The organism is Nannocystis pusilla (genome assembly GCF_020073745.1).
In the GTDB taxonomy this organism is placed as follows: Bacteria; Myxococcota_A; Polyangia; order Nannocystales; family Nannocystaceae; genus Nannocystis; species Nannocystis radixulma.
On record NZ_JAIRAU010000049.1, the window covers coordinates 126,096 to 144,682 of the forward strand.

Consider the following 18,587-nt stretch of genomic DNA (forward strand, 5'->3'; position numbering starts at 1 on the left):
CACGCGGCCTCCGGGACAGGCGCCTAGCGGGACCGGCGGCGGCGCAGCGCGAGCAGGGCGAGCATGCCCCACGCGGCCCCGGCCGGCGCGCCGTCGCTCTTGCAGGCGCACGAGTCCTCGGCGTCGGTCTCGGACGGGCCGTCGCCGTCGCCGTCGCTGCTGCTGCTCGACGGGTCGGCGTCGTCGGTGTCGCCGTCGCTGGTGCCGTCGCCGGTGCCCTCGCTGTCGCTCTCGCCGGCGCTGGTGGTCGGCGCGGACGAGCCCTCGACGGTGACCGTGATCGTGTGCTCGCCGGTCTGTTCGGCCTGGTCCATCACCAGGGCGGTGAGCTCGTAGGTCCCCGCGGGCAGGTTGGCGAGGGTGAACTCGAGCGTGGCGTTGTAGTCGACCACGTCGGCGACCAGCTCGCCGTCGTGCTTGACCATCAGCTTCCAGCCGTAGCCGCCGAAGTCGTCCCACGGCTCGAACGCCACCACCATCTTGTCGCCCTCCTGGAACACCGCGCCGTCCTCGGGCGCGGTGATGGCGATCTCCGGCGGCACGACGTCGGGCCCGGGCGGGGCGTAGATCGCCGACAGCGTCAGCTTGTCGTGCTGCAGCTCGCCGTCGTTGCAATGGCACTTGTTGACCCCGATGCACGCGCCCGACTGGCCCTGGACGCTGATGATCGGCGTGCACTCGCCGCCGAAGCCCATGTCGATCGGCGCGTAGGTGTCGTAGCCGAACGCCATCACGCGGTCGTTGCCCTCCGTGTGGCCGAGCCCCATCGTGTGCCCGAGCTCCTGGCTGGCGATGTTGGCCTGGTTGCTCGTCGACTCGTCGTTGACGAACGCGAAGCACACGTTGCGCATGCCGAGGTCCTCGCAGTCGGCGCCCGGCGCCACGCCGCCCGAGGGCCCGGCGAGGGTGTCGCTGTAGTGGCCGCCCATCATGATCATCGCGAACGGCAGCACCTTCGGCGGGCGCTCGAGGTAGACCACGCGCAGCGCCCAGTCGGCGAAGTCGGCCTGCACCGCCTGCGCGACCGCGATCGCCCGCTCCTCGCCGCCCGTGTACACCGGGTAGGTCGAGCCGGTCTTGGCCAGCGACGACCAATTCTCGGCCGAGTTGTCGCCCATGCCGTTGACCAGCTTGCCGCCGGTGTAGTTCATGTAGATCGTGCCGCGGCGCGGGTACTCGGTGCCGCGGCGGAACGTGCCGGGGTAGACGCCGCCGGGCACCGCGTCGGGGTACGCACACAGCTCCTCGCTGCCGGGCCCGTCGACCTTGTCGGCCGCGACCGCGGGGCGCGCCGTCAGCGGCGAGATCACGGGCGCGCCCTGGGCGACGGCCTCGGGCACGACCATGCCGCCGATCTGCACCCACCCGGACGGCAGCGTGCCGGGCTCCTTCTCGATCACCGGCGAGCCCTCGTACGCGGCCAGATCGGCGAACGTCGGCCCGTGCTCGGGCGCCGGCAACAAGGGCACCTCGTTGTACGCCCCGGGCTTGAAGTCGAGCACCACCGGCCGCGCATCGGGGGCGTACGGATTCACCACCGCGGCGGCGGCGAACGTGAGGACCAGCGTCATGCTCGACATCCCGCGATCGTAGTCGCGGATTGACCCCGCTCTCCGGACCGCTACGATCGGACGCCGTGCGCGACCTCTCCCCGGCTGTCGGCCACGACGCGGCGCGTCACCCCGCTCGCGTCGCGGAGCCGCGCGGCGTCGCCGAGCCGCGAGCGTTCCGGCGCCGCGGTTCCGGTGTCCGCGGTCGCCTCGTCGTCCTCGCCGGTCTGCTCGCGGGGGCGTCGCTCGAAGCCCACGCCGCCGAACCGCCGCCGACCACCGCCGCGCCGTTCCGCCGCCGCGGCGGCGAGCTGGGGCTCTTCGCCGACAGCAGCATCGCCAGTCAGCTGACCCTGGTCGGCTTCGGCGTGCGCGGCGGATGGTTCCTGCGCGAGAGCGTGGAGATCGGCGGCGAGCTGCAGGCGACGATGCTGCTGGCGTCGCCGACCGACCCGTCCCAGCGCCCGCGCGCCGGAGATCCAGCAGCGGCCTTCCGCGTGGCGCCGATGGTGCGGTGGATCCCGCTGCGCACCGAGACCTTCGCGGCGTACCTGCTCGCCGCCGTCGGCCCGCAGGTGCTCGGGGCCCGCGGCGGAGTGCTCGGCCACGCGGTCGCGGCCCCCGGCGCCACGGTCCACCTCGGCGGCCGCGTCTGGCTCGACCTGGCGATCCGCTTCTCGCTCAGCTTCCCCGCCGGCCGCTGCCGCGCCGCGTTCTCCGCCCCGGCCGCGCCCGGCTTCTGCGAGCTCCAGTTCGGCCCGCAGATCGGCCTGCTGGCAGCATTTTAATAAGGCGCGAAAGAGCATGTCCTGGAGGTCATGCTCTTTTCAGCATGCCCTCGAGGACATGTCCTTGAGGTCGTGGCTCGTGCGCTCCGCTCACAGCGGCATGTCCTTTGAGACATGCTCATCGCATCTCGCTCACGGCGGGGGCTGCTGATTCTGCGCCTTCTGCAGCTCCGCCTCGATCTTCTGCCGCTCGTCAGCCAGGGCGGCCTCCTCGTCCTTGCCCTTGATCCGCTGCCCCGCCGGCATCTTGAAATTCACGATGTCGCCGCGCTTCAACGCCTCCGCCATCTCATGGGGCGGGATGGTGGGTTCGGTATAGCCCTTCGACTGACACCTGCGCGTCGCCGCGCTGACGTCCTCGGCGACGAAGTTGCCACCCTTGCCGCACGTGCCCTCGGTGATGTTGACCGAGCAGAACATCTCCCCTTCGCGCCAGCAGCTGCCGGTGGGCGTGCTGCACCCCGAAAGAACGAATGTGAGGAGCACGGCGAAACGCGTCATGGCTTGGTGGCCGACAACTTATCCGGGCCCACCGCCGGCGTCCACCGCGGGCGGACGCCCGGCCCGGATCACGACCGATGACGCTGACCCCCGGCTCGCGCCTACCGAACCCGCGGCGCGAACCCCTCGAGGGCTTCGGAACGGCTGTGCTAGGCCCAGGCGGGGCTGGAGAGCAGGGCCAGGCTGGCGATGTAGCCGACGCCCCACACCAGCGAGCGGCCGACGTGGATGTCCTTCAGATAAAGCACCGGGTAGATCAGGCGCGCGGCGATGTAGGCCAGCGCGAGGGTGTCGATCGCCGCGACCTTCGGGGCGGCGACGGTGGCGACCAGCACGCCGGCGGCGAACAGCGGGAAGCTCTCGATCTGGTTGGCGTGGACGGCCCGGGCGCGCGCGCCCCAGCCGGTCAGGCGGTCCTGCTGCTCGCGCGGGTTGCGGTTGTCGTAGCCCTTGCCCTCGCGCGCCTGGGCAGCGGCGAGCGGGAACTTGCTGAGCGGGTGGAAGATCGCGGCGGCGAACAGACACCAGAGGGCGACGGTCATGGGCCGCGACGCTAGCACGAAGCGCCGCGGAAGCCGCCTGCGCACGCGCGATCGCGGCGGAGCACGAGGCCCCGCCGCCCGCTACATCCGCCGCGGCACCGCGATCCCGAGCACGTTCAGCGCCTCGCGCAGCGCGTGCACGAACGCGTGCACGAGCAGCAGGCGGGCCTGCAGCAGCGGGCCCTCGGCCGGCTTCACCCGGCAGTTGTCGGCGTTGTAGAAGCGGTTGAAGGCGCGGCACAGCTCGAACGCGTAGGTGCAGACGATCGAGGGGCGCAGCTGCTCGGCGGCGGCCTGCAGGGCCTGCGGCAGGCGGTCGAGGGCGAGCACGACCTCGCGCTCCTGCGGCTCCTGCAAGCTCGCGGCGACGGCCCGCGCGGCCGCCTCGCTGGCGAGGACGTCGGGGTCGAGGGTCTTGCCGACCTCGCCGCACTCGCGGAGGATCGAGCCGGCCCGAGTGCCGGTGTACTGCAGGTAAGGTCCGGTGTTGCCCTCGAGGTTGAGCCAGGCCGCGAGGTCGAACACGATCTTCTGGTTCACGTCGCGGTTGAGCATCCCGTACTTGATCGCCCCGAGCGCGACGATGTGCTCGGTGGCGTCGATCTCCTCGGCCGGCCACGCGCCCTCGTAGACGTGGAACCGCGTCTTGCGCAGGTGCGAGGTCATCTGCTGGCGCAGGCTGCGGAACAGCACGACGTTGCCCTTGCGCCCGGCCATCGGCCCGTCGGGCAGCTCGACCATCTCGTAGGGCACGTGCTGGCAGCGCTCGGCCTGATAGAAGCCCATCTTCTTGAGGGTGAGGAAGACGTGGCGGAAGTGGTCGCTCTGGCGCACGTCGACGACGTAGATCGAGCGGTCGATGCGGTACTCCTCGAACTTGAGGCGGGCGAGCGCGAGGTCCTTGGTCGAGTAGAGGCTGGTGCCGTCCTGCTTGCGCAGCATGAAGAACGGCATGTGCTTGACCTCGTCGTTGACGACGCCGACGGCCCCGTTCGAGACGACGAACACGCCCTTCTCGAGGAACTCCTCGACCAGCTTGAGCCCCGGCTCGTCGACCTCGCTCTCGAAGAACACGCGGTCGAAGCCGACGTCGCACCACTTGTAGATCTCGGCGAACTCCTCGAGCGACCACTCGCGGGTCTCTCGCCACACCGCCATGATCTCCGGCTCGCGCGCCTCGAGGCGGTGGAGGATCTCCGACGTGCGCGCCTTGGCCTGCTGCAGCGCCGCCGCGGCCGCGACGTCGCCGCCCTGGGCCTGGTCCTCCCACGCCTCGAGCTGGTTGCTGGCCGCGGCGTAGAGCTCGCCCAGCCACTCGCCGCGGCGGTCCGGCGGCGGCGTGCGGTCGTGCAGGCGATCGAGGTACCACCACAGGCACTTGGCGATGTGCGCGCCGACGTCGCCGAGGTAGTTGGCCGCGACGACGTCGTCGCCGGCGCCGCGCAGCAGGCGGACCAGCGAGTCGCCGAGGCACAGGTTGCGCATGTGGCCGACGTGGAACGCCTTGTGGGTGTTGGGCTGCGAGAACTCGACCATCACGCGCACGCCGGTGCTGGCGCGGCGGAGCGGCTCGCCGCGGCCGAGGCGGGGCAGCACGAGCGCGGCGGCGTCGCCGAGGCGGAGCGTGAGGTTGACGTAAGGACCTGTCGCAACGGCCCTGGCGAACAGGCCAGCCGGCTCGGCGAGCCCGGCGGCGATCTCGGCGGCGATCTGCGGCGGGCCCTTGCGCAGGGCCTTGGCCAGCTTGAAACACGGGAACGCGAAGTCGCCGAGCGCGGGGTCGGGCGGGGCGGTGAGGCTGGCGGCGACCTCGTCCTCGGTGAGGCCGGCGGCGGCGGGGAGGACCGGGTGCAAGGCGCGGGCGACCGCGGCGGCGAGCGAGCCTGGGTGCATGGCCGGCGAGGGTAATCGCGCGCCCTGGGCCCTGCAACCGGGGCGCGCGCCGCGGCCGCACGGACGTGGTAGAAGCGGCCCGTGGGCAACATCTACGCGCTCGTCGCTTTCGGGCTCCTGTGGCTGGTGCTGGCCACGTTCTTCGTGCTGCTGATCCGCACCCTCGTGATCCAGGCCCGCCGCCGCCGCAGCGGCGACCCGCGCGTGTGGGAACACGGCCTGTGAGCGGCGACGCGGCCGATCTCGCCGCGCTCACGCGCCGGCGCGAGCCCCGGTGCGCTGCTCACGGCTCGCCGCTCACTCCCAGTGGATCTCGACCAGCTGCCGGACGCCCGGCTCGAGCGGAGAGTCCCGCGGCCCCGCGAAGAACGTGAGGTAGTCGACCGCGCCGGCTTCGCGCGCGAGCTCGGGGTGCAGCATGGCGTCGCGCACCCGCAGCGGGGCCGCCGGCGCGTCCGGCCGGTAGAGCTCCGCCGCGTCCGACCACGGGCCCTGCAGGCGCGGCGCGGTGCGCAGCACCACCGCCGACTGCTCGCTGTCGGCGTAGACCGCGACGTAGGCGTCGGCGTGCGGGCTGTGGTGCACGCTCATCGCCGCGGCGCCCGCGAACAGCTCGGCGGCGCCGCGCGACGAGGTCATCCACTCGCCCTCGGCCCCGAGGAAGCGCCAGCTGTCGCGCGCGAGCGCCGTCGCCAGCGGGGACCGCAGCAGCATGCAGGCGCCGCGCTGGCCGTCGCAGGCGAAGGCGTAGACGAACTCGTCCTCGGTGAGCGCGGCCGCGGCGAGGCGCGGTCCGTCGGCGCCGAACAACAGCGTCGGCTCGGCGCCCTCCCCCAGCTCGGGCCGCACCGGCCGGCCGGCGAGGTCGTCGCGCCACACGGCGATCGAGCTGCCGACGTGCTGGTTGGCGGCGCTGTCCTCGAACTGGACGACCTTGCGGTAGAAGATCAGGACCCGCTCGCGCCGCGGGTCGTGGACCATCGGACCTGGCCAGAGGGACAGCCGCGGGCAGTCGTCGACGGCGACGCAGCCGGCGTACCCGTGCTCGTCGCCGCGTTCGCGGTCGTCGAGCGGCAGCAGCTCGTCGGCGTCGTGCTTTTCCGGGCTCTCCCAGGCGGCGAACGGGGACAGGCCGTCGCGCGCGTCGAGGTCGGCGGTCACCGCAGCGGCCGAAGCCGGCATCCCGGAGCGGAGGTCGGTGTCGGCGCGGAACGCCCACAGCGCGCGCTCGCCGACGCGGACGCTGTGGCCGCCCTGGACGACCTCGAGCTCGAGCGGCAGCGCCCCGAGCGGGACCGCCTCGGCCGCGGCCATGGCCGGCGGATCCTCCGTGCAGCCGGCGAGAGGCGCCACGAGACATGCCCCGACGAGCATGCTCCTGAAGACAGGTCCATTTCGCCATGCCCTATCGAACATGCCCTCGAGGGCATGTTGCTCGGACGGGTGGCCGGCGATGAGCATCACCGCGCCCTGGGCCCTGGGCCGGACCGGAGGCATGTCGGCAGGATAGTCGCCCTCGCGGGGGCTGTCGAAGTCGCGGCCGATCTTTCGCGGCGTGCCGGCTGCGCGCGTCGCTCCCTGCGGCACGGCGCGCGATCGGGCGCTCGGTGCTCACCCGGCGCGTCGGCGATACAGCCGCTCGCGGGCGTCGATCGCCTCGTAGTCGCGCTCGTGCGGGCTGCCGATCAGCGACTCCTTGCGACCGAGCGCGAGCAGGCCGTGGTCCTCGAGGCTGGCGTGGAGCAGCCGGTGCACGCGGCCCTGCAGCTCGGCGTTGAAATAGATGAGCACGTTGCGACACACGATCAGGTCGAAGCGGCCGAGGCCGACCCCGGCGACCAGGTCGTGGCGCTCGAACGCGATGTTGCGGCGCAGCGCCTGCTTGACGATCGCGCGGTCGTAGCGGGCGGTGTAGTAGTCGGAGAACTGGCCGTGCGCGCCCGACTGCAGGTAATTGGCGGTGTACTCCTGCATCACCTCGATCGGGAAGATGCCGGCCCGGGCGGCGCGCACCAGCTCCTCGTTGATGTCGGTCGCGTACAGCCGCGTGCGCTCGTACAGGCCCTCCTCCTCGAGCAGGATCGCCATGCTGTAGGCCTCCTCGCCCGTCGAGCAGCCGGCGTGCCAGATCCGCAGCCGAGGCCGCTCGCGCAGCAGCGGCACCACCTGCTCGCGCAGGGCGCGGTAGAAGCTGGGGTCGCGGAACATCGCCGTGACCCGCACCGACAGCGCGAGTCGCAGCCGCTCCATGGCGGCGACGTCGTGCAAGATGCGCTCCTGCAGGGCGGTGACGGTGGGGAGCCGCTCGGCGCGGATCTGGTTCCAGATCCGCCGGCGCAGCGAGGCGCGGGCGTAGTCGCGGAAGTCGAGGCCGTAGCGGCGGTGGATGGCGAGGAGCAGGAGGTCGAGCTCGAGCTGCTCGAGCTCGGACGGGGGGCGCAGCGCGGCGACCGAGAGCACGTGGATCGGCTCTTCAGCCATACAGCCACACGCGCAGCAGCGACAGCAGCCGGTCGGGCTCGACGGGCTTGGTGATGTAGTCGGAGGCGCCGGCGCCGAGGCACTTCTCGCGATCGCCGCGCATGGCCTTGGCGGTGAGGGCGATGATCGGCAGCGCGGCGAACCGCGGGTCCTTGCGGATCTCCTTCATCGCCTCGTAACCGTCCATCTCCGGCATCATGACGTCGAGCAGGACGGCGTGGATGTCGGGGTTGTCGCGCAAGATCTCCAGGCCGCGGCGGCCGTCCTCGGCGTAGAGGACGCGCATCTTGTGCCGCTCGAGCACGCTGGTGATGGCGAAGATGTTGCGCACGTCGTCGTCGACGACGAGCACGCGCTTGCCGTGGAACACGGGGTCGACGTCGACGTGCAGCGCGAGCTGGCGGCGCGACGACGGCAGGTCGGACTCGACGCGGTGGAGGAACAGCGCGGTCTCGTCGAGCAGGTGCTCCTGCGACTGCGGGCTCTTGACGATGATCGCCTCGGTCATGCGCCCGAGCTCGGCCTCCTCGTCGGCGCTCAGGGTCTGGCCGGTGTGGACGACGATCGGCAGCTCGCGCAGGCGGTCGTCGCTGCGGATCGCGCGGATCATCTCGAGGCCGGTCATGGCCGGCAGGCCGAGGTCGAGCACGGCGCAGTCGAAGTGGCGCTCGCGCAGCAGCGCGAGGCCCTCCTCGGCGGTGGCGACCGCGGTGGCCTCGACGTCGTCGTCTCCGATGAGGTCGACGAGTGCCTCGCGCTGCTCGGCGTCGTCCTCGACGATGAGGAGGCTGCGGACGCGGCGCTCGACGAAGCCCTTGACGTCGGCGAGCGCGGCGGCCAGCGCCTCGCGCGAGACCGGCTTGGGCAGGAAGGCCAGCGCGCCCCGCTTGAGCGCGCGCGGGCGGGCGTCGACCTCGGCGCCGGAGATCAGGTGGACGGGGATGTGGCGGGTGCGGGGGTCGTGCTTGAGGCGGTCGAGGACGGTCCAGCCGTCGAGGCCCGGGAGGTTGAGGTCGAGGGTGATCGCGTCGGGCCGGACGTCGCGGGCGAGCGCGAGGCCGTCGTCGCCGCGGAGGGCGACGAGGCCCTTGAAGCCCTTCTCGCGCGCGAGGTCGAGGATCAGGCGGGCGAAGGTGGTGTCGTCCTCGATGATGAGGAGGGTGCGGTCGCCGGGGACGATGCGCTCGCGGTCGTCGCGGAGGGGCATCGGCGCGGCGCCGTCGGTCCCGCCCTCCTGCTCGTGCAGGTTGACGCTGGTCGCGGTGCCGAGCACGGCCTCGGGCGTCTGCGGGATCAGCAGGGTGAAGGTGCTGCCGGCCCCGGGGGCCGAGCGGACCACGATCTCGCCGCCGAGCAGGCGGGCGATCTCGCGGCTGATCGAGAGGCCGAGGCCGGTCCCGCCGTAGCGCCGGCTGGTGGTGCCGTCGGCCTGCTGGAACGCCTCGAAGATGATGCGCTGCTTGTGCGGCGGGATGCCGATGCCGGTGTCGGTGACCGAGAACGAGATGACCTCGCCGGCGCGGCCCTGCCGGTCCGGCACGGCCTCGATGCGCAGGTCGACCTTGCCCTTGTCGGTGAACTTGAAGGCGTTCGACAGCAGGTTCTTCAGCACCTGCAGCAGCCGGCGCGGGTCGGTGTAGATGACCGGCGGGACGTCGGCGCCGACCTCGATCTCGAAGGCGAGCCGGCGGGTCTCGGCGACCGGGCGGAAGCTGCGCTCGACCTGGTCGCGCAGGCTCTCGATCATCAGCTCGTCGATGTCGATGCCCATCGTGCCGGACTCGATCTTCGACAGGTCGAGGATGTCGTTGATGAGCGCGAGCAGCTCGGAGCCGGCGCTGTGGATCGTGCGCGCGAACTCGACCTGCTTGGCCTCGAGGTTGCCCTCGGGGTTGTCGGCGAGCAGCTGGGCCAGGATCAGCAGGCTGTTCAGCGGCGTGCGCAGCTCGTGCGACATGTTGGCGAGGAACTCGGACTTGTACTTCGAGCTCAGGATGAGCTGCTGCGCCCGCTCCTCGAGGTCGAGCTTGGCCCGCTCGATCTCCCGGTTGTTGCGCTCGACCTCGAGGTTCTGCTGCTGGAGCAGCTCGGAGCGCTCCTCGAGCTCGCGGTTGGTCTGCTGCAGCTCCTCCTGCTGCAGGCGCAGCCGCTCCTCGCTGGCCTGCAGCGCGAGCGCCTGCTGCTCGAGCCGGCGGTTGGTGGCGGTGAGCTCGCGCTGCTGCTCGCGCAGCTCCTCGGCGAGCGACTGCGACTGGGCGAGCAGCTCCTCGGTGCGGATGCTGGCGGCGAGGGTGTGGAGGACGATGCCGATCGACTCGGTGAGCTGGTCGAGGAACGCGAGGTGGATGTCGCCGAAGGCGTGGAAGGAGGCGAGCTCGACGACCGCCTTGAGCTCGCCCTCGAACACGACCGGCAGGACGACGACGCTGCGCGGGCTGGCCTCGCCGAGGCCGGAGCCGATCTTGAGGTAGCCGTCGGGGACGTCGGTCAGCAAGATCCGCCGCCGCTCGAGCGCGCACTGGCCGACCAATCCCTCGCCGAACCGCACGACCTGGCGCGCCTGCTCGGACGCGACGGCCCAGCTCGAGAGCAGGCGCAGGCGCGGCGGCTCGGGGTCGCCGGGCTCGCCGCCCTCGACCAGGTAGAAGAGGCCGAGCTGGGCCCGCACCAGCGGGGTCAGCTCGCGCAGCACGAGCGCGGCCAGCTGCGCGCGGTCGCGGTGGCCCTGCAGCAGCCGGGTGATGCGCGCGAGGTTGGTCTTGAGCCAGTCCTGCTCGTTGTTCTTGCGCGTGGTGTCGCGCAAGTTGGCGATCATGAGGCCGATGCTGTGGGCGAGCGCGCCGAACTGACCGCGGGCGTCGCTCGGGATGGCGCGGGTGAGGTCGCCCTCGGTGACGGCGACGACGACGTCGGCGAGCGCGCGCAGCTGGGCGCCGAGGGCGATGACCATGCTGTCGACGCGGTCGGCCGGGGTGATGCCGCCGACGCGGGCGACCTCGGCGCGGACGCGGTCGAGGTCGCGGACGAGCCGGCGGTTCTGGTCGAGCAGGTCGTTGCAGGCGGCGTACAGCTCGCCGATGAGGCCCGGCTCGCCGGCCGGCAGGCGGCGCGAGGGATCGAGCGAGCGCAGGGTGTCGAGCAGGGGTCGGAGCAGTTCGGGGGCTTCGACGACGCTGCGCGGCAGGCTGACTCGCGGCATGGCGGCGGATCCTACGTGGCGAGCAGGCGGAACAGATCGTCGAGATCGATCGGCTTGACGAGGTGGGCCATGAAGCCGGCCTCGAGCGAGCGCCGGCGGTCCTCGGGCTGCCCGTAGCCGGTCATGGCCACGAGGCGCGTGCGCAGGTCGGGCTCGGACTGGAGGATCTGCGCGACGCGGTAGCCGTCGAGGCCGGGCAGGCTGATGTCGATGAGCGCGAGCTCGGGGTGGGCGGCGCGGATCCGCTCGAGGCCCTCGTGACCGCTCTCGGCGACCTCGACGCGGTGCCCGAGCAGCTCGAGCTGGTCGGCGAGCGTGGCCCGGATGTCGGGGTTGTCGTCGACGATGAGGATGTGACGCGAGAGGTCGGTGGCCACCGCGGCGGCGCGCGGGGCCGGAGCCTCGACCGGGGCGCCGGCGAGCAGCGGCAGGCGGACGATGAACTCGGCCCCCTGCCCCTCGCCGCGGCTGTGCGCCGTGACGCTGCCGCCGTGGAGCTCGGCGAGCCGCTTGACCATGGCCAGGCCGACGGCGAAGCCGCCCTCGGCGCGGTCGCGGGCGCGGTCGGAGTGGACGAAGAGCTCGAAGATCCGCGGCAGCAGCTCGGGGCGGATCCCGCGGCCGTGGTCGCGCACCCGCAGCTCGAGGGTGTCGCCGTCCCGGGCGGCGATCAGGTGGATCGTGCCGCCGGCGTCGGTGCAGCGCGCGGCGTTGTTGAGCAGGTTGACGAGCATCTGCGCGACGCGGTCGGGGTCGGCGACCAGCTCGACGCGGTGGTCGGGCAGCTGGATCTCGAGGCGGTGCCGGCGATCGCTGAGCAGCGGCTGGCTCATCTGCGCCGCCTGCTGCACGACGCCGGCGAGATCGACGTTCTGGTGGTGCAGCTCGATGGTGCCGGCGGTGTAGCGCGAGGCCTCGAGCAGGCCGTCGACGAGGCGCACGAGGTGCTGGACCTGCCGCTCCATGGCCTGGCGCGCCCGCTCGAGCTGCAAGGTGCCGGGCTGGGCGCGGCGCAGGGTCTCGAGGGCGGTGGCGATCGGCGTCAGCGGGTTGCGCAGCTCGTGCGCCATGACGGCCATGAATTCGTCCTTGCGCCGGTCGGCCTCGGCGAGCACCTGCGCGCGCGCCTCGAGCTCGGCGACGGCGAGTCTCCGCTCGTGGGCCTGTCGCTCGGCGATCCGCAGCTGCTCGGCCTGGCGCCGGACCTCCTCGGTCTTGCGGTACAGGTCGGCGAACACGGCGACCTTGGAGCGCAGGATCTCGGGGACGATCGGCTTGAACAGGAAGTCGACCGCGCCGAGGGCGTAACCGCGGTGGACCTGGGTGTCGCTGCGGTTGAACGCGGTGAGGAAGATGATCGGGATCCGCCGCGAGCGCTCGCGGCCGCGGATCATGGCGGCCGTCTCGAAGCCGTCCATGTCGGGCATCTGGATGTCGAGGATGATGAGCGCGAAGTCCTGCTCCAGCAGGCACTTGAGGGCGTCGACGCCGGACCGGGCCTTGACGAAGCGCGCGCCGATGTCCGACAGCAGCGCCTCGAGGGCGAGGAGGTTGTTCGGGTTGTCGTCGACCAGCAGGATGTCTACGGGCGCTTCCACCAGGTGTGCTCCCCTCCTGAGACGAGCGTATCGATGATCGTTCCAACTTGGCGGGCACGCCGAGGCTGATGAAAGATCATGTCCTCACGCTGGCCGCTCGGTCAGCTCGCGCGACAGGGCTCGAGTGCGGGGTCAGCGCACATCGCGCACCCGCCTGTTTGCCCGCCGAACGCGGCGATGACGGTGTTCGGAAGACCGGTGGGCGCAACCCGAGGGGTCCGGCGGCGCGGCCGCTCGGGGTTCGCCCCGGGGTCGACCGCACGCGCTGAAACGGATCGGCCTGACCCCCAACCTCGACTCAGGCGGCCCTGGTTGTGCCGCGATTGACGAGGTAACCGAACGCGGCCGCGGTGAAGAACATGATGAGGCTGTAGACGGCCGGCGGCACCGCCATGGCGCTGTTGTTGAGCAAGGTCGGGGCGCTGGCGATCGCGATCGCCAGGGTGCCGTTGTGGATCCCGATCTCCATGCCGATGGCGACGGCCTGGCGCCTGGGCAGGCGCACGACCAGCGGCACGAGGTAGCCGACGGCCATGCTGACGAGGTTGAAGGCCAGGGCGGCGAGGCCGACCTGCTGGAAGTACTCGACGACGTGGGCGCGCTCCTTGGCGACCGTGGCGGCGATGACGAGCAGGAGGAACACGGCCGAGAGGATCTTGACCGGCTTCTCCAGGCGGGCGGCGCCGGCCGGCTTCTTGCTGCGCACGAACATGCCGATGGCCACCGGCACGAGCACGATGGCGAACACCTGGATGACCTTGTCGAACTGCAGCGGGATGACCTTGCCCTCGCCCATGAAGTGCACGAGCGAGTAGTTGACGATGAACGGCAAGGTCAGCAGCGAGAGCACGCTGTTGACGGCGGTCAGGGTGACGTTCAGCGCCACGTCGCCCTTGGCGAGGTGGCTGAACAGGTTGGCCGTGGCGCCGCCCGGCGAGGCCGACAACAACATCAAGCCGACGGCCAGCGCGGGCGGGAGGTCGAAGCCGGTGGCGATCGCGAAGCAGACGACCGGCAAGACGAGCATCTGACAGAAGAGCCCGACGAACACCGGCTTCGGCATCAAGACGACGCGCTTGAAGTCCTCGAGCGTGAGGCTGAGGCCGAGGCCCAACATGATGACGCCGAGCGCGATGGGCATCAGGACCGCAGTAAGAACGTTCGACTCCACGCGAGACCTCCGACGTTCGCACGATACCCCGACGCCCCGGCTCGTCGCCATTGGCGGTGAGCATGCGGGCGCGCGAGTCCGCGCCGAATGGGAGGTGGGTCAGTCGAGACCCAGGCGCTGCATGTCGTCCTCGTCGAGGCCGAAGTAGTGGCCGATCTCGTGGAGGATGGTGACCTCCACCTGCTCGCGCAGCTCGTCCTCGTCGGCGAACATGGCCAGCAGGTTGGCGTAATAGAGGACGATCCGGCTGGGGGCCGCAGCCGCCTCGATGCCGCGCTGATGGAAGTGGTCGGGGCCCTCGAACAGGCCGAGGGCCCGCGGGTCGAAGCCGTCCTGCACGAGGTACTTGGCCGGCCGGGCCTCGAGCACCACGGGGACGTTGCCGAGGCGCTGCTTGAACTCTTCGGGCAGGTCCTCGAGGACAGACTCGGCGACGCCGGCGATGAAGCGCTGGTCCGCTTTGGTGCCGATGCCGGCGCCGATGTCGTCGTGGGCGTCGAGCCGCAGGACCTCGAGGTAATGGCGGATCATCGCCGGGCGCTGGTCCATGGCCTCGTAGACCTGGGCGAGCGCGTGGTGGGCGTCGGCGAACCGGGCGTCGCGCTCGAGCGCGCGGCGGAAGTGGGGCCCGGCGGCCTCGGGGCCCTCGACGGCCCACACGAGGTCGCCGCGGAAGTAGTGGATCTCGGGGTGATCCTGCCAGTCGGGGCTGGCCTCGTCGAGCAGCTCCAGCGCCTCGGCAGGGTCGTCGTTGGCGACGTCGGCGACGTCGTCGAGGAAGGCGTGGAGGGCGGGGTCTTCCGGGGGCCGGTTCTTCACGGGCGGGGCTCCGTTGCAGCGGGCGGGGCGAGGACGGTGATCCTGGAGATCCGCTGGATGAAGGCGGTGCGCGAGGTGCCGCGCCCGAGCTCGAGGTCGCTGACGTGGACGCCGTCGACCCGCAGCAGGGTCTCGCGCTCGCCCGCGGGGGCGCCGTCGGTCCGCCCGGGGCACGGGACCAGGTACTCGGCGAACGAGTGGATCGCCATCGGCGCGCCGGCGTCGTCGCGGCCGAGGTAGAGCATGATGTGACCGGGGAAGTGCAGCAGGACGACGCCCCGCCGGTGCGCGGCGTCGATCCGGCGCAGCCGCTCGGGCTCGGGCAGGTCGGGCGGGAGCTCCTCGACCTGCCCGGCCAGCGCCTGGTCGCTGGTGTGGCGCGGCAGGACCAGACCGAGCCCGCCGAACATGTCCATGAGGTAGCGCGAGCAGTCGCGGCCGCCGGCGTAGTCGCCCCAGCCATAGGGGCGGTGGAGGTACGAGAAGGCGTCGGTGAGCACGGCGCGGCGGGTCAGCGGCCGCTCGGGCGCCGAGACCCGCGCGGGGTCGACGAAGCGCACGGCGACGCCGCCGGGGCCGGCCACCAGCGCCTCGCGCCGGCCCGAGGCGGTCGGCATGAGGCTGGCGAATGGGACATGAATGTCGGTACCTTGCCCATCGGACAGGTCGAAGTCCTGGCCGGCGCGGACGAACGGACCGTCGATGAAGCGGCGGGCGATCTTGGGCTCGAGCGGCGGCGAGAGGCGGGCGTCGGCGAGGTCGATCCAGCCCATGACGTAGGTGGTGCGGGCGAGCGCGAGGCCGCCGTCCCAGGGGCGGAGGATCTGCAGCGGCTCCTGGGCGCGGGCCATGCTGCACAGGTTGCGGTCGAAGGCGGGGTCGCGGCTCGGGGTGTAGTACGGCTCGCGCTGCGGGGCGCAGTGGATCGGGACCAGGTCGAGGGCGACGCGGACCTCGGTGGGCAGGTCGGTGAAGGCGCGCGCGTCGAGGGTCGGCGTGAGCGCGGCGATCTGCTCCGGCGGCAGCGGGGTGCCGTCGCCGCGCACGTAGGCGGCCGACTCGAACTTGCCGCGCAGGTAGCCGAGGCGGGTGTTGAGGTCGTCGGCGAGGCGCGCCGGATCGACGGGCGCGAGCAGGTCGGCGCGGGCGCTGGCGCCGAAGACGTCGCGGCGACCGATCCGCGCGTTGAAGGCGGCCAGCTCGGCAGGGGTGAAGAGCGGACGGTCGAGGTCGGCGACCGCGGCGGTGCGCGTGAGCCAGTAGTCGAGCTGCTCGTGCTCGGGCCGGGTGCGCGGGAGCGGGTCGACGGCCACGCCGGTGGCCGGACAGTCGGTCGCCGACTCGCCGGCCGCTGCCGCCCGCGCCACGGGGGCCGGCGGCGGGGCCTGCGGGGCCGGCTCGGGCGGTGGGGTGCCGCAGGCGAACACGAACAGGCCGCCGAGCAGGACACCGTGGGTGCGAGAGGAATTCACGGGCCGCTCGCAGTGTACGCGAGTCGGCTGGACGAGGAGAAATTCGCGGCCGAGCGGGCACAGACGCGCGGGGAGTGGGCGGCCGCGAAGGCGCGGCGCTGGCGGAGAGCACGGCCGGCGCGAAAGCTGGTATGAGGTCGCTCGTGCGCTCTCCCGGGCGATCCGGCGCGAGACCGAACCGGCGCCTCGGCGTGACGGCGTGGGCGGCGTTGACGCTGGCGTGCGCGGGGCGGCCGCCGGAGGAGGGCGGGCGCGCGGCGGAAGCTGGCGCGAGGGACAGGTCGGACGACGACGCGGGCCCGCCGGCGCAGGCGACCGCGGGGCTGACCGACGCGGGGCCGGCTGCGAGCGCGAAACCAGGCGACGCGGGGGCGATCGCGACGACGGGCGCCGGGGGGGCGCGTCCGGAGAGTGTCTCTTCGGACATGCTCGCTTCGACAGGTGCTTCGGGGCATGTCGTAAAGGACCTACCCGCGACCGCCGGCGCTCCCCTGCCCGCTCCGCGGCCGATGCCGGCCGGGTACCTCGGCTTCGCGCGGGCGTGCGAGCCGGGCGAGCGGATCGTGGTGGCGGCGGTGGGCGACCTGCTGCTGCACCACGAGCTGCAGATCCAGGCGACGGCGGCGAAGCAGCGGTTCCGCGTGCTGTGGGCCGGGGTCGAGGACCTGCTGGGCGCGGCCGACCTGACCTACGCGAACCTCGAGGTGCCGCTGGCGGCCGGGGTGCTGCGCTCGGGCGAGGAGGTCGCGGACCCGGGGCTGGTGTTCGACCGCAAGGTCTACACCGCCTACCCGCGCTTCAACGTCCACCCGTCGCTGGCGCTCGACCTGGTGGCCAGCGGCGTCGACGTGGTGTCGACCGCGAACAACCACGCGCTCGACCGCGGGCCGCTCGGGGTCGACAAGACGCTGGCGGCGCTGGCCGCGGCCAAGCTGCCGCACACCGGGACGCGCGCGCGCACCAAGCCGGGGCCGTGGCACGCGGTGACGAGGGCGGGGAATTTCACGGTGGCGTGGCTGGCGTGCACCCTGCACACCAACCGGATCGCCGACGAGGCGGGTCAGGTGCTGCGCTGCTTCGACTCGCCCACGGCGGTGGCCGACCGCGTGCGCGAGCTGGCGCGGACGCCGGGGATCGACGCGGTGATCGTGACGCCGCACTGGGGCAAGGAGTACGCGCCGACGGCGACGCCGCAGCAGACCGAGTTCGCCCGCCGCTGGGCCGAGGCCGGAGCGACGGCGATCGTCGGCAGCCACCCGCACGTGCTGCAGCCGTGGGAGTTGCTGACGACCAGCGACGGGCGCGAGGTGCTGGTCGCCTACTCGCTCGGCAACTTCGTCAGCCACCAGCCGGAGCTGCCCAAGCGCTCGACGGCGATCGTGTACTTCGGGCTCGGCAAGGCCGAGGCGGGCCCGGCGTTCGTCACCGGGGCCGGCTACGTGCCGGTCCACGTGCGCCAGACCGGCGACGAGTTCTTCGCCGAGGCGATCGACCGCGTCGGCGGTCCAGCCGACAGCCGCGCGCACGTCGTCGCCAACTTCGGCGCGGCCAACCTGCTGGCCGCCGACGCGCCGATCGAGGTGACGCCGCAGTGCCGGCCGCCGCGCCAGTGAGGGCGCATCGGATGGATATGTCCTTCGGGACATGTTTATGTCCGCAAAGGACATGTTAGACATGTCTCGGAGGGGCGGCGGTCGTCAGACGATCTTCACGCCCTCGAGGCCGGGCGGGCTCGCGGGGTACTGCAGGTCCATGCGCTCGAGGGCGCGGATGATGATGCGGGCGACCAGCCAGTTGCGGAACCACTTGCGGTCGGCGGGGATGATGTACCAGGGCGCGTCCTCGGTCGCGGTGCGGGCGAAGATCTGCTGGTAGCAGGCGGTGAACTCGTCCCAGGCGGCGCGGGCCTCGAGGTCGTGCGGGTCGAACTTCCACCGCTTCTCGGGGCTGTCGAGCCGCTCCTGCAGGCGCTCGCGCTGCTCGTCCTTGCTGATGTGGAGGAAGAACTTGAGGACGCAGGTGCCCGAGTCGTGCAGCAGCTCCTCGAAGCGGCGGATGTGGTCGTAGCGCGGCTCGATGACGTGCTTCGGTTGCAGCTTCTCGACCGTCGGGACCAGGATGTCCTCGTAGTGCGAGCGGTTGAAGATGGCGACGTGGCCGGCGGGCGGGACGTGGTGGTGGATCCGCCACAGGAAGTCGTGCGCCCGCTCGAGCTCGTTCGGCGCCTTGAACGCGATCACGTGGGTGCCGAGCGGGTTGAAGCCGCCCGCCACGTGCTTGATCGTGCCGTCCTTGCCGCTGGCGTCGCGGCCCTGGAGGACCAGCAGCAGCGAGCGCTTGTTCTCGGCGTAGAGGCACTGCTGCAGGTCCTGCATGCGCCGCAGCAGGGCGGGCAGCTCGGCCTCGGCCTCGGCCCGCTCGAGCCCGCCGTTGTCGCCGGGCTCGCACTCGCTGAGCTTGACCCTCCCGGCCCCGCGCACCCGGTAGTCGTCGAGATCCATGCGCTGTTCTTGCGCGATCGCCGGCGAAAGTCCAACGGCCGCTCGCCGACGCGCCGGGCGCTGGCGAGCGCG

Annotated in this window: 15 protein-coding genes; 3 read left to right on the forward strand and 12 right to left on the reverse strand. The window is 72.2% G+C overall.

The annotated features are described in order from the left end of the window. Positions 1-23 precede the first annotated feature (23 nt). Entirely contained in the window at positions 24-1,580 is a 1,557-nt protein-coding gene (locus K7C98_RS36335) for an MYXO-CTERM sorting domain-containing protein (RefSeq protein ID WP_224196467.1), read from the reverse strand. A 56-nt stretch (positions 1,581-1,636) separates the two neighbouring features. On the opposite strand from K7C98_RS36335, the gene K7C98_RS36340 reads away from it, so the two are divergent. Beyond that, positions 1,637-2,338 (forward strand): hypothetical protein, encoded by a 702-nt coding sequence (locus K7C98_RS36340; protein ID WP_224196468.1) that lies wholly within the window; start codon positions 1,637-1,639, stop codon positions 2,336-2,338. Between the two features lie 132 nt (positions 2,339-2,470). On the opposite strand, the gene K7C98_RS36345 is transcribed toward K7C98_RS36340, so the two are convergent. The 3 genes from K7C98_RS36345 to argS form a co-directional block, all read right to left on the reverse strand. Then, a complete protein-coding gene (locus K7C98_RS36345) occupies positions 2,471-2,839 on the reverse strand; it encodes a hypothetical protein (protein WP_224196469.1) in 369 nt (122 codons plus the stop codon). Between the two features lie 149 nt (positions 2,840-2,988). Next, the gene (locus K7C98_RS36350; protein WP_224196470.1) at positions 2,989-3,381 is read right to left on the reverse strand and encodes an MAPEG family protein; all 393 of its coding nucleotides are present in this window, start codon (positions 3,379-3,381) and stop codon (positions 2,989-2,991) included. An 81-nt stretch (positions 3,382-3,462) separates the two neighbouring features. Beyond that, positions 3,463-5,274: an arginine--tRNA ligase gene (gene argS / locus K7C98_RS36355; protein ID WP_224196471.1), complete on the reverse strand. Its 1,812-nt coding sequence runs from the start codon at positions 5,272-5,274 to the stop codon at positions 3,463-3,465. A gap of 81 nt (positions 5,275-5,355) precedes the next feature. Between argS and K7C98_RS36360 the strand changes: the two genes are divergently transcribed. After that, complete coding sequence (locus K7C98_RS36360; protein WP_224196472.1) at positions 5,356-5,499, forward strand: hypothetical protein; 144 nt, start codon at positions 5,356-5,358, stop codon at positions 5,497-5,499. A 72-nt stretch (positions 5,500-5,571) separates the two neighbouring features. On the opposite strand, the gene K7C98_RS36365 is transcribed toward K7C98_RS36360, so the two are convergent. From K7C98_RS36365 to K7C98_RS45230, 7 genes are all read right to left on the reverse strand, one after another. After that, a complete protein-coding gene (locus tag K7C98_RS36365) occupies positions 5,572-6,771 on the reverse strand; it encodes a DUF4185 domain-containing protein (RefSeq protein ID WP_224196473.1) in 1,200 nt (399 codons plus the stop codon). A gap of 114 nt (positions 6,772-6,885) precedes the next feature. Continuing rightward, positions 6,886-7,755 carry a CheR family methyltransferase gene (locus K7C98_RS36370; RefSeq protein ID WP_224196474.1) on the reverse strand — a complete coding sequence of 290 codons (870 nt, stop codon included), beginning with the start codon at positions 7,753-7,755 and terminating at the stop codon, positions 6,886-6,888. Then, the gene (locus K7C98_RS36375) at positions 7,748-10,954 is read right to left on the reverse strand and encodes a response regulator (protein WP_224196475.1); all 3,207 of its coding nucleotides are present in this window, start codon (positions 10,952-10,954) and stop codon (positions 7,748-7,750) included. Before K7C98_RS36375 ends, K7C98_RS36370 begins: the two co-directional genes overlap by 8 nt. 11 nt (positions 10,955-10,965) lie before the next feature. Further along, positions 10,966-12,552 (reverse strand): response regulator, encoded by a 1,587-nt coding sequence (locus K7C98_RS36380; RefSeq protein WP_224196476.1) that lies wholly within the window; start codon positions 12,550-12,552, stop codon positions 10,966-10,968. 298 nt (positions 12,553-12,850) lie between these two features. Next, on the reverse strand, positions 12,851-13,693 hold the full coding sequence (locus tag K7C98_RS36385) for a bile acid:sodium symporter family protein (protein ID WP_224196477.1): 843 nt from the start codon (positions 13,691-13,693) through the stop codon (positions 12,851-12,853). A 129-nt stretch (positions 13,694-13,822) separates the two neighbouring features. Then, a complete protein-coding gene (locus K7C98_RS45225; RefSeq protein WP_224196478.1) occupies positions 13,823-14,542 on the reverse strand; it encodes a metallopeptidase family protein in 720 nt (239 codons plus the stop codon). Then, complete coding sequence (locus tag K7C98_RS45230) at positions 14,539-16,014, reverse strand: NlpC/P60 family protein (RefSeq protein WP_224196479.1); 1,476 nt, start codon at positions 16,012-16,014, stop codon at positions 14,539-14,541. The genes K7C98_RS45225 and K7C98_RS45230 overlap by 4 nt, the downstream gene beginning before the upstream one ends. Positions 16,015-16,523: 509 nt before the next feature. Between K7C98_RS45230 and K7C98_RS36400 the strand changes: the two genes are divergently transcribed. Further along, positions 16,524-17,627, forward strand: a complete 1,104-nt coding sequence (locus tag K7C98_RS36400; protein WP_224196480.1) for a CapA family protein — start codon at positions 16,524-16,526, stop codon at positions 17,625-17,627. A gap of 84 nt (positions 17,628-17,711) precedes the next feature. On the opposite strand, the gene K7C98_RS36405 is transcribed toward K7C98_RS36400, so the two are convergent. After that, entirely contained in the window at positions 17,712-18,515 is an 804-nt protein-coding gene (locus tag K7C98_RS36405; RefSeq protein ID WP_224196481.1) for a PPK2 family polyphosphate kinase, read from the reverse strand. Positions 18,516-18,587 lie beyond the last annotated feature (72 nt).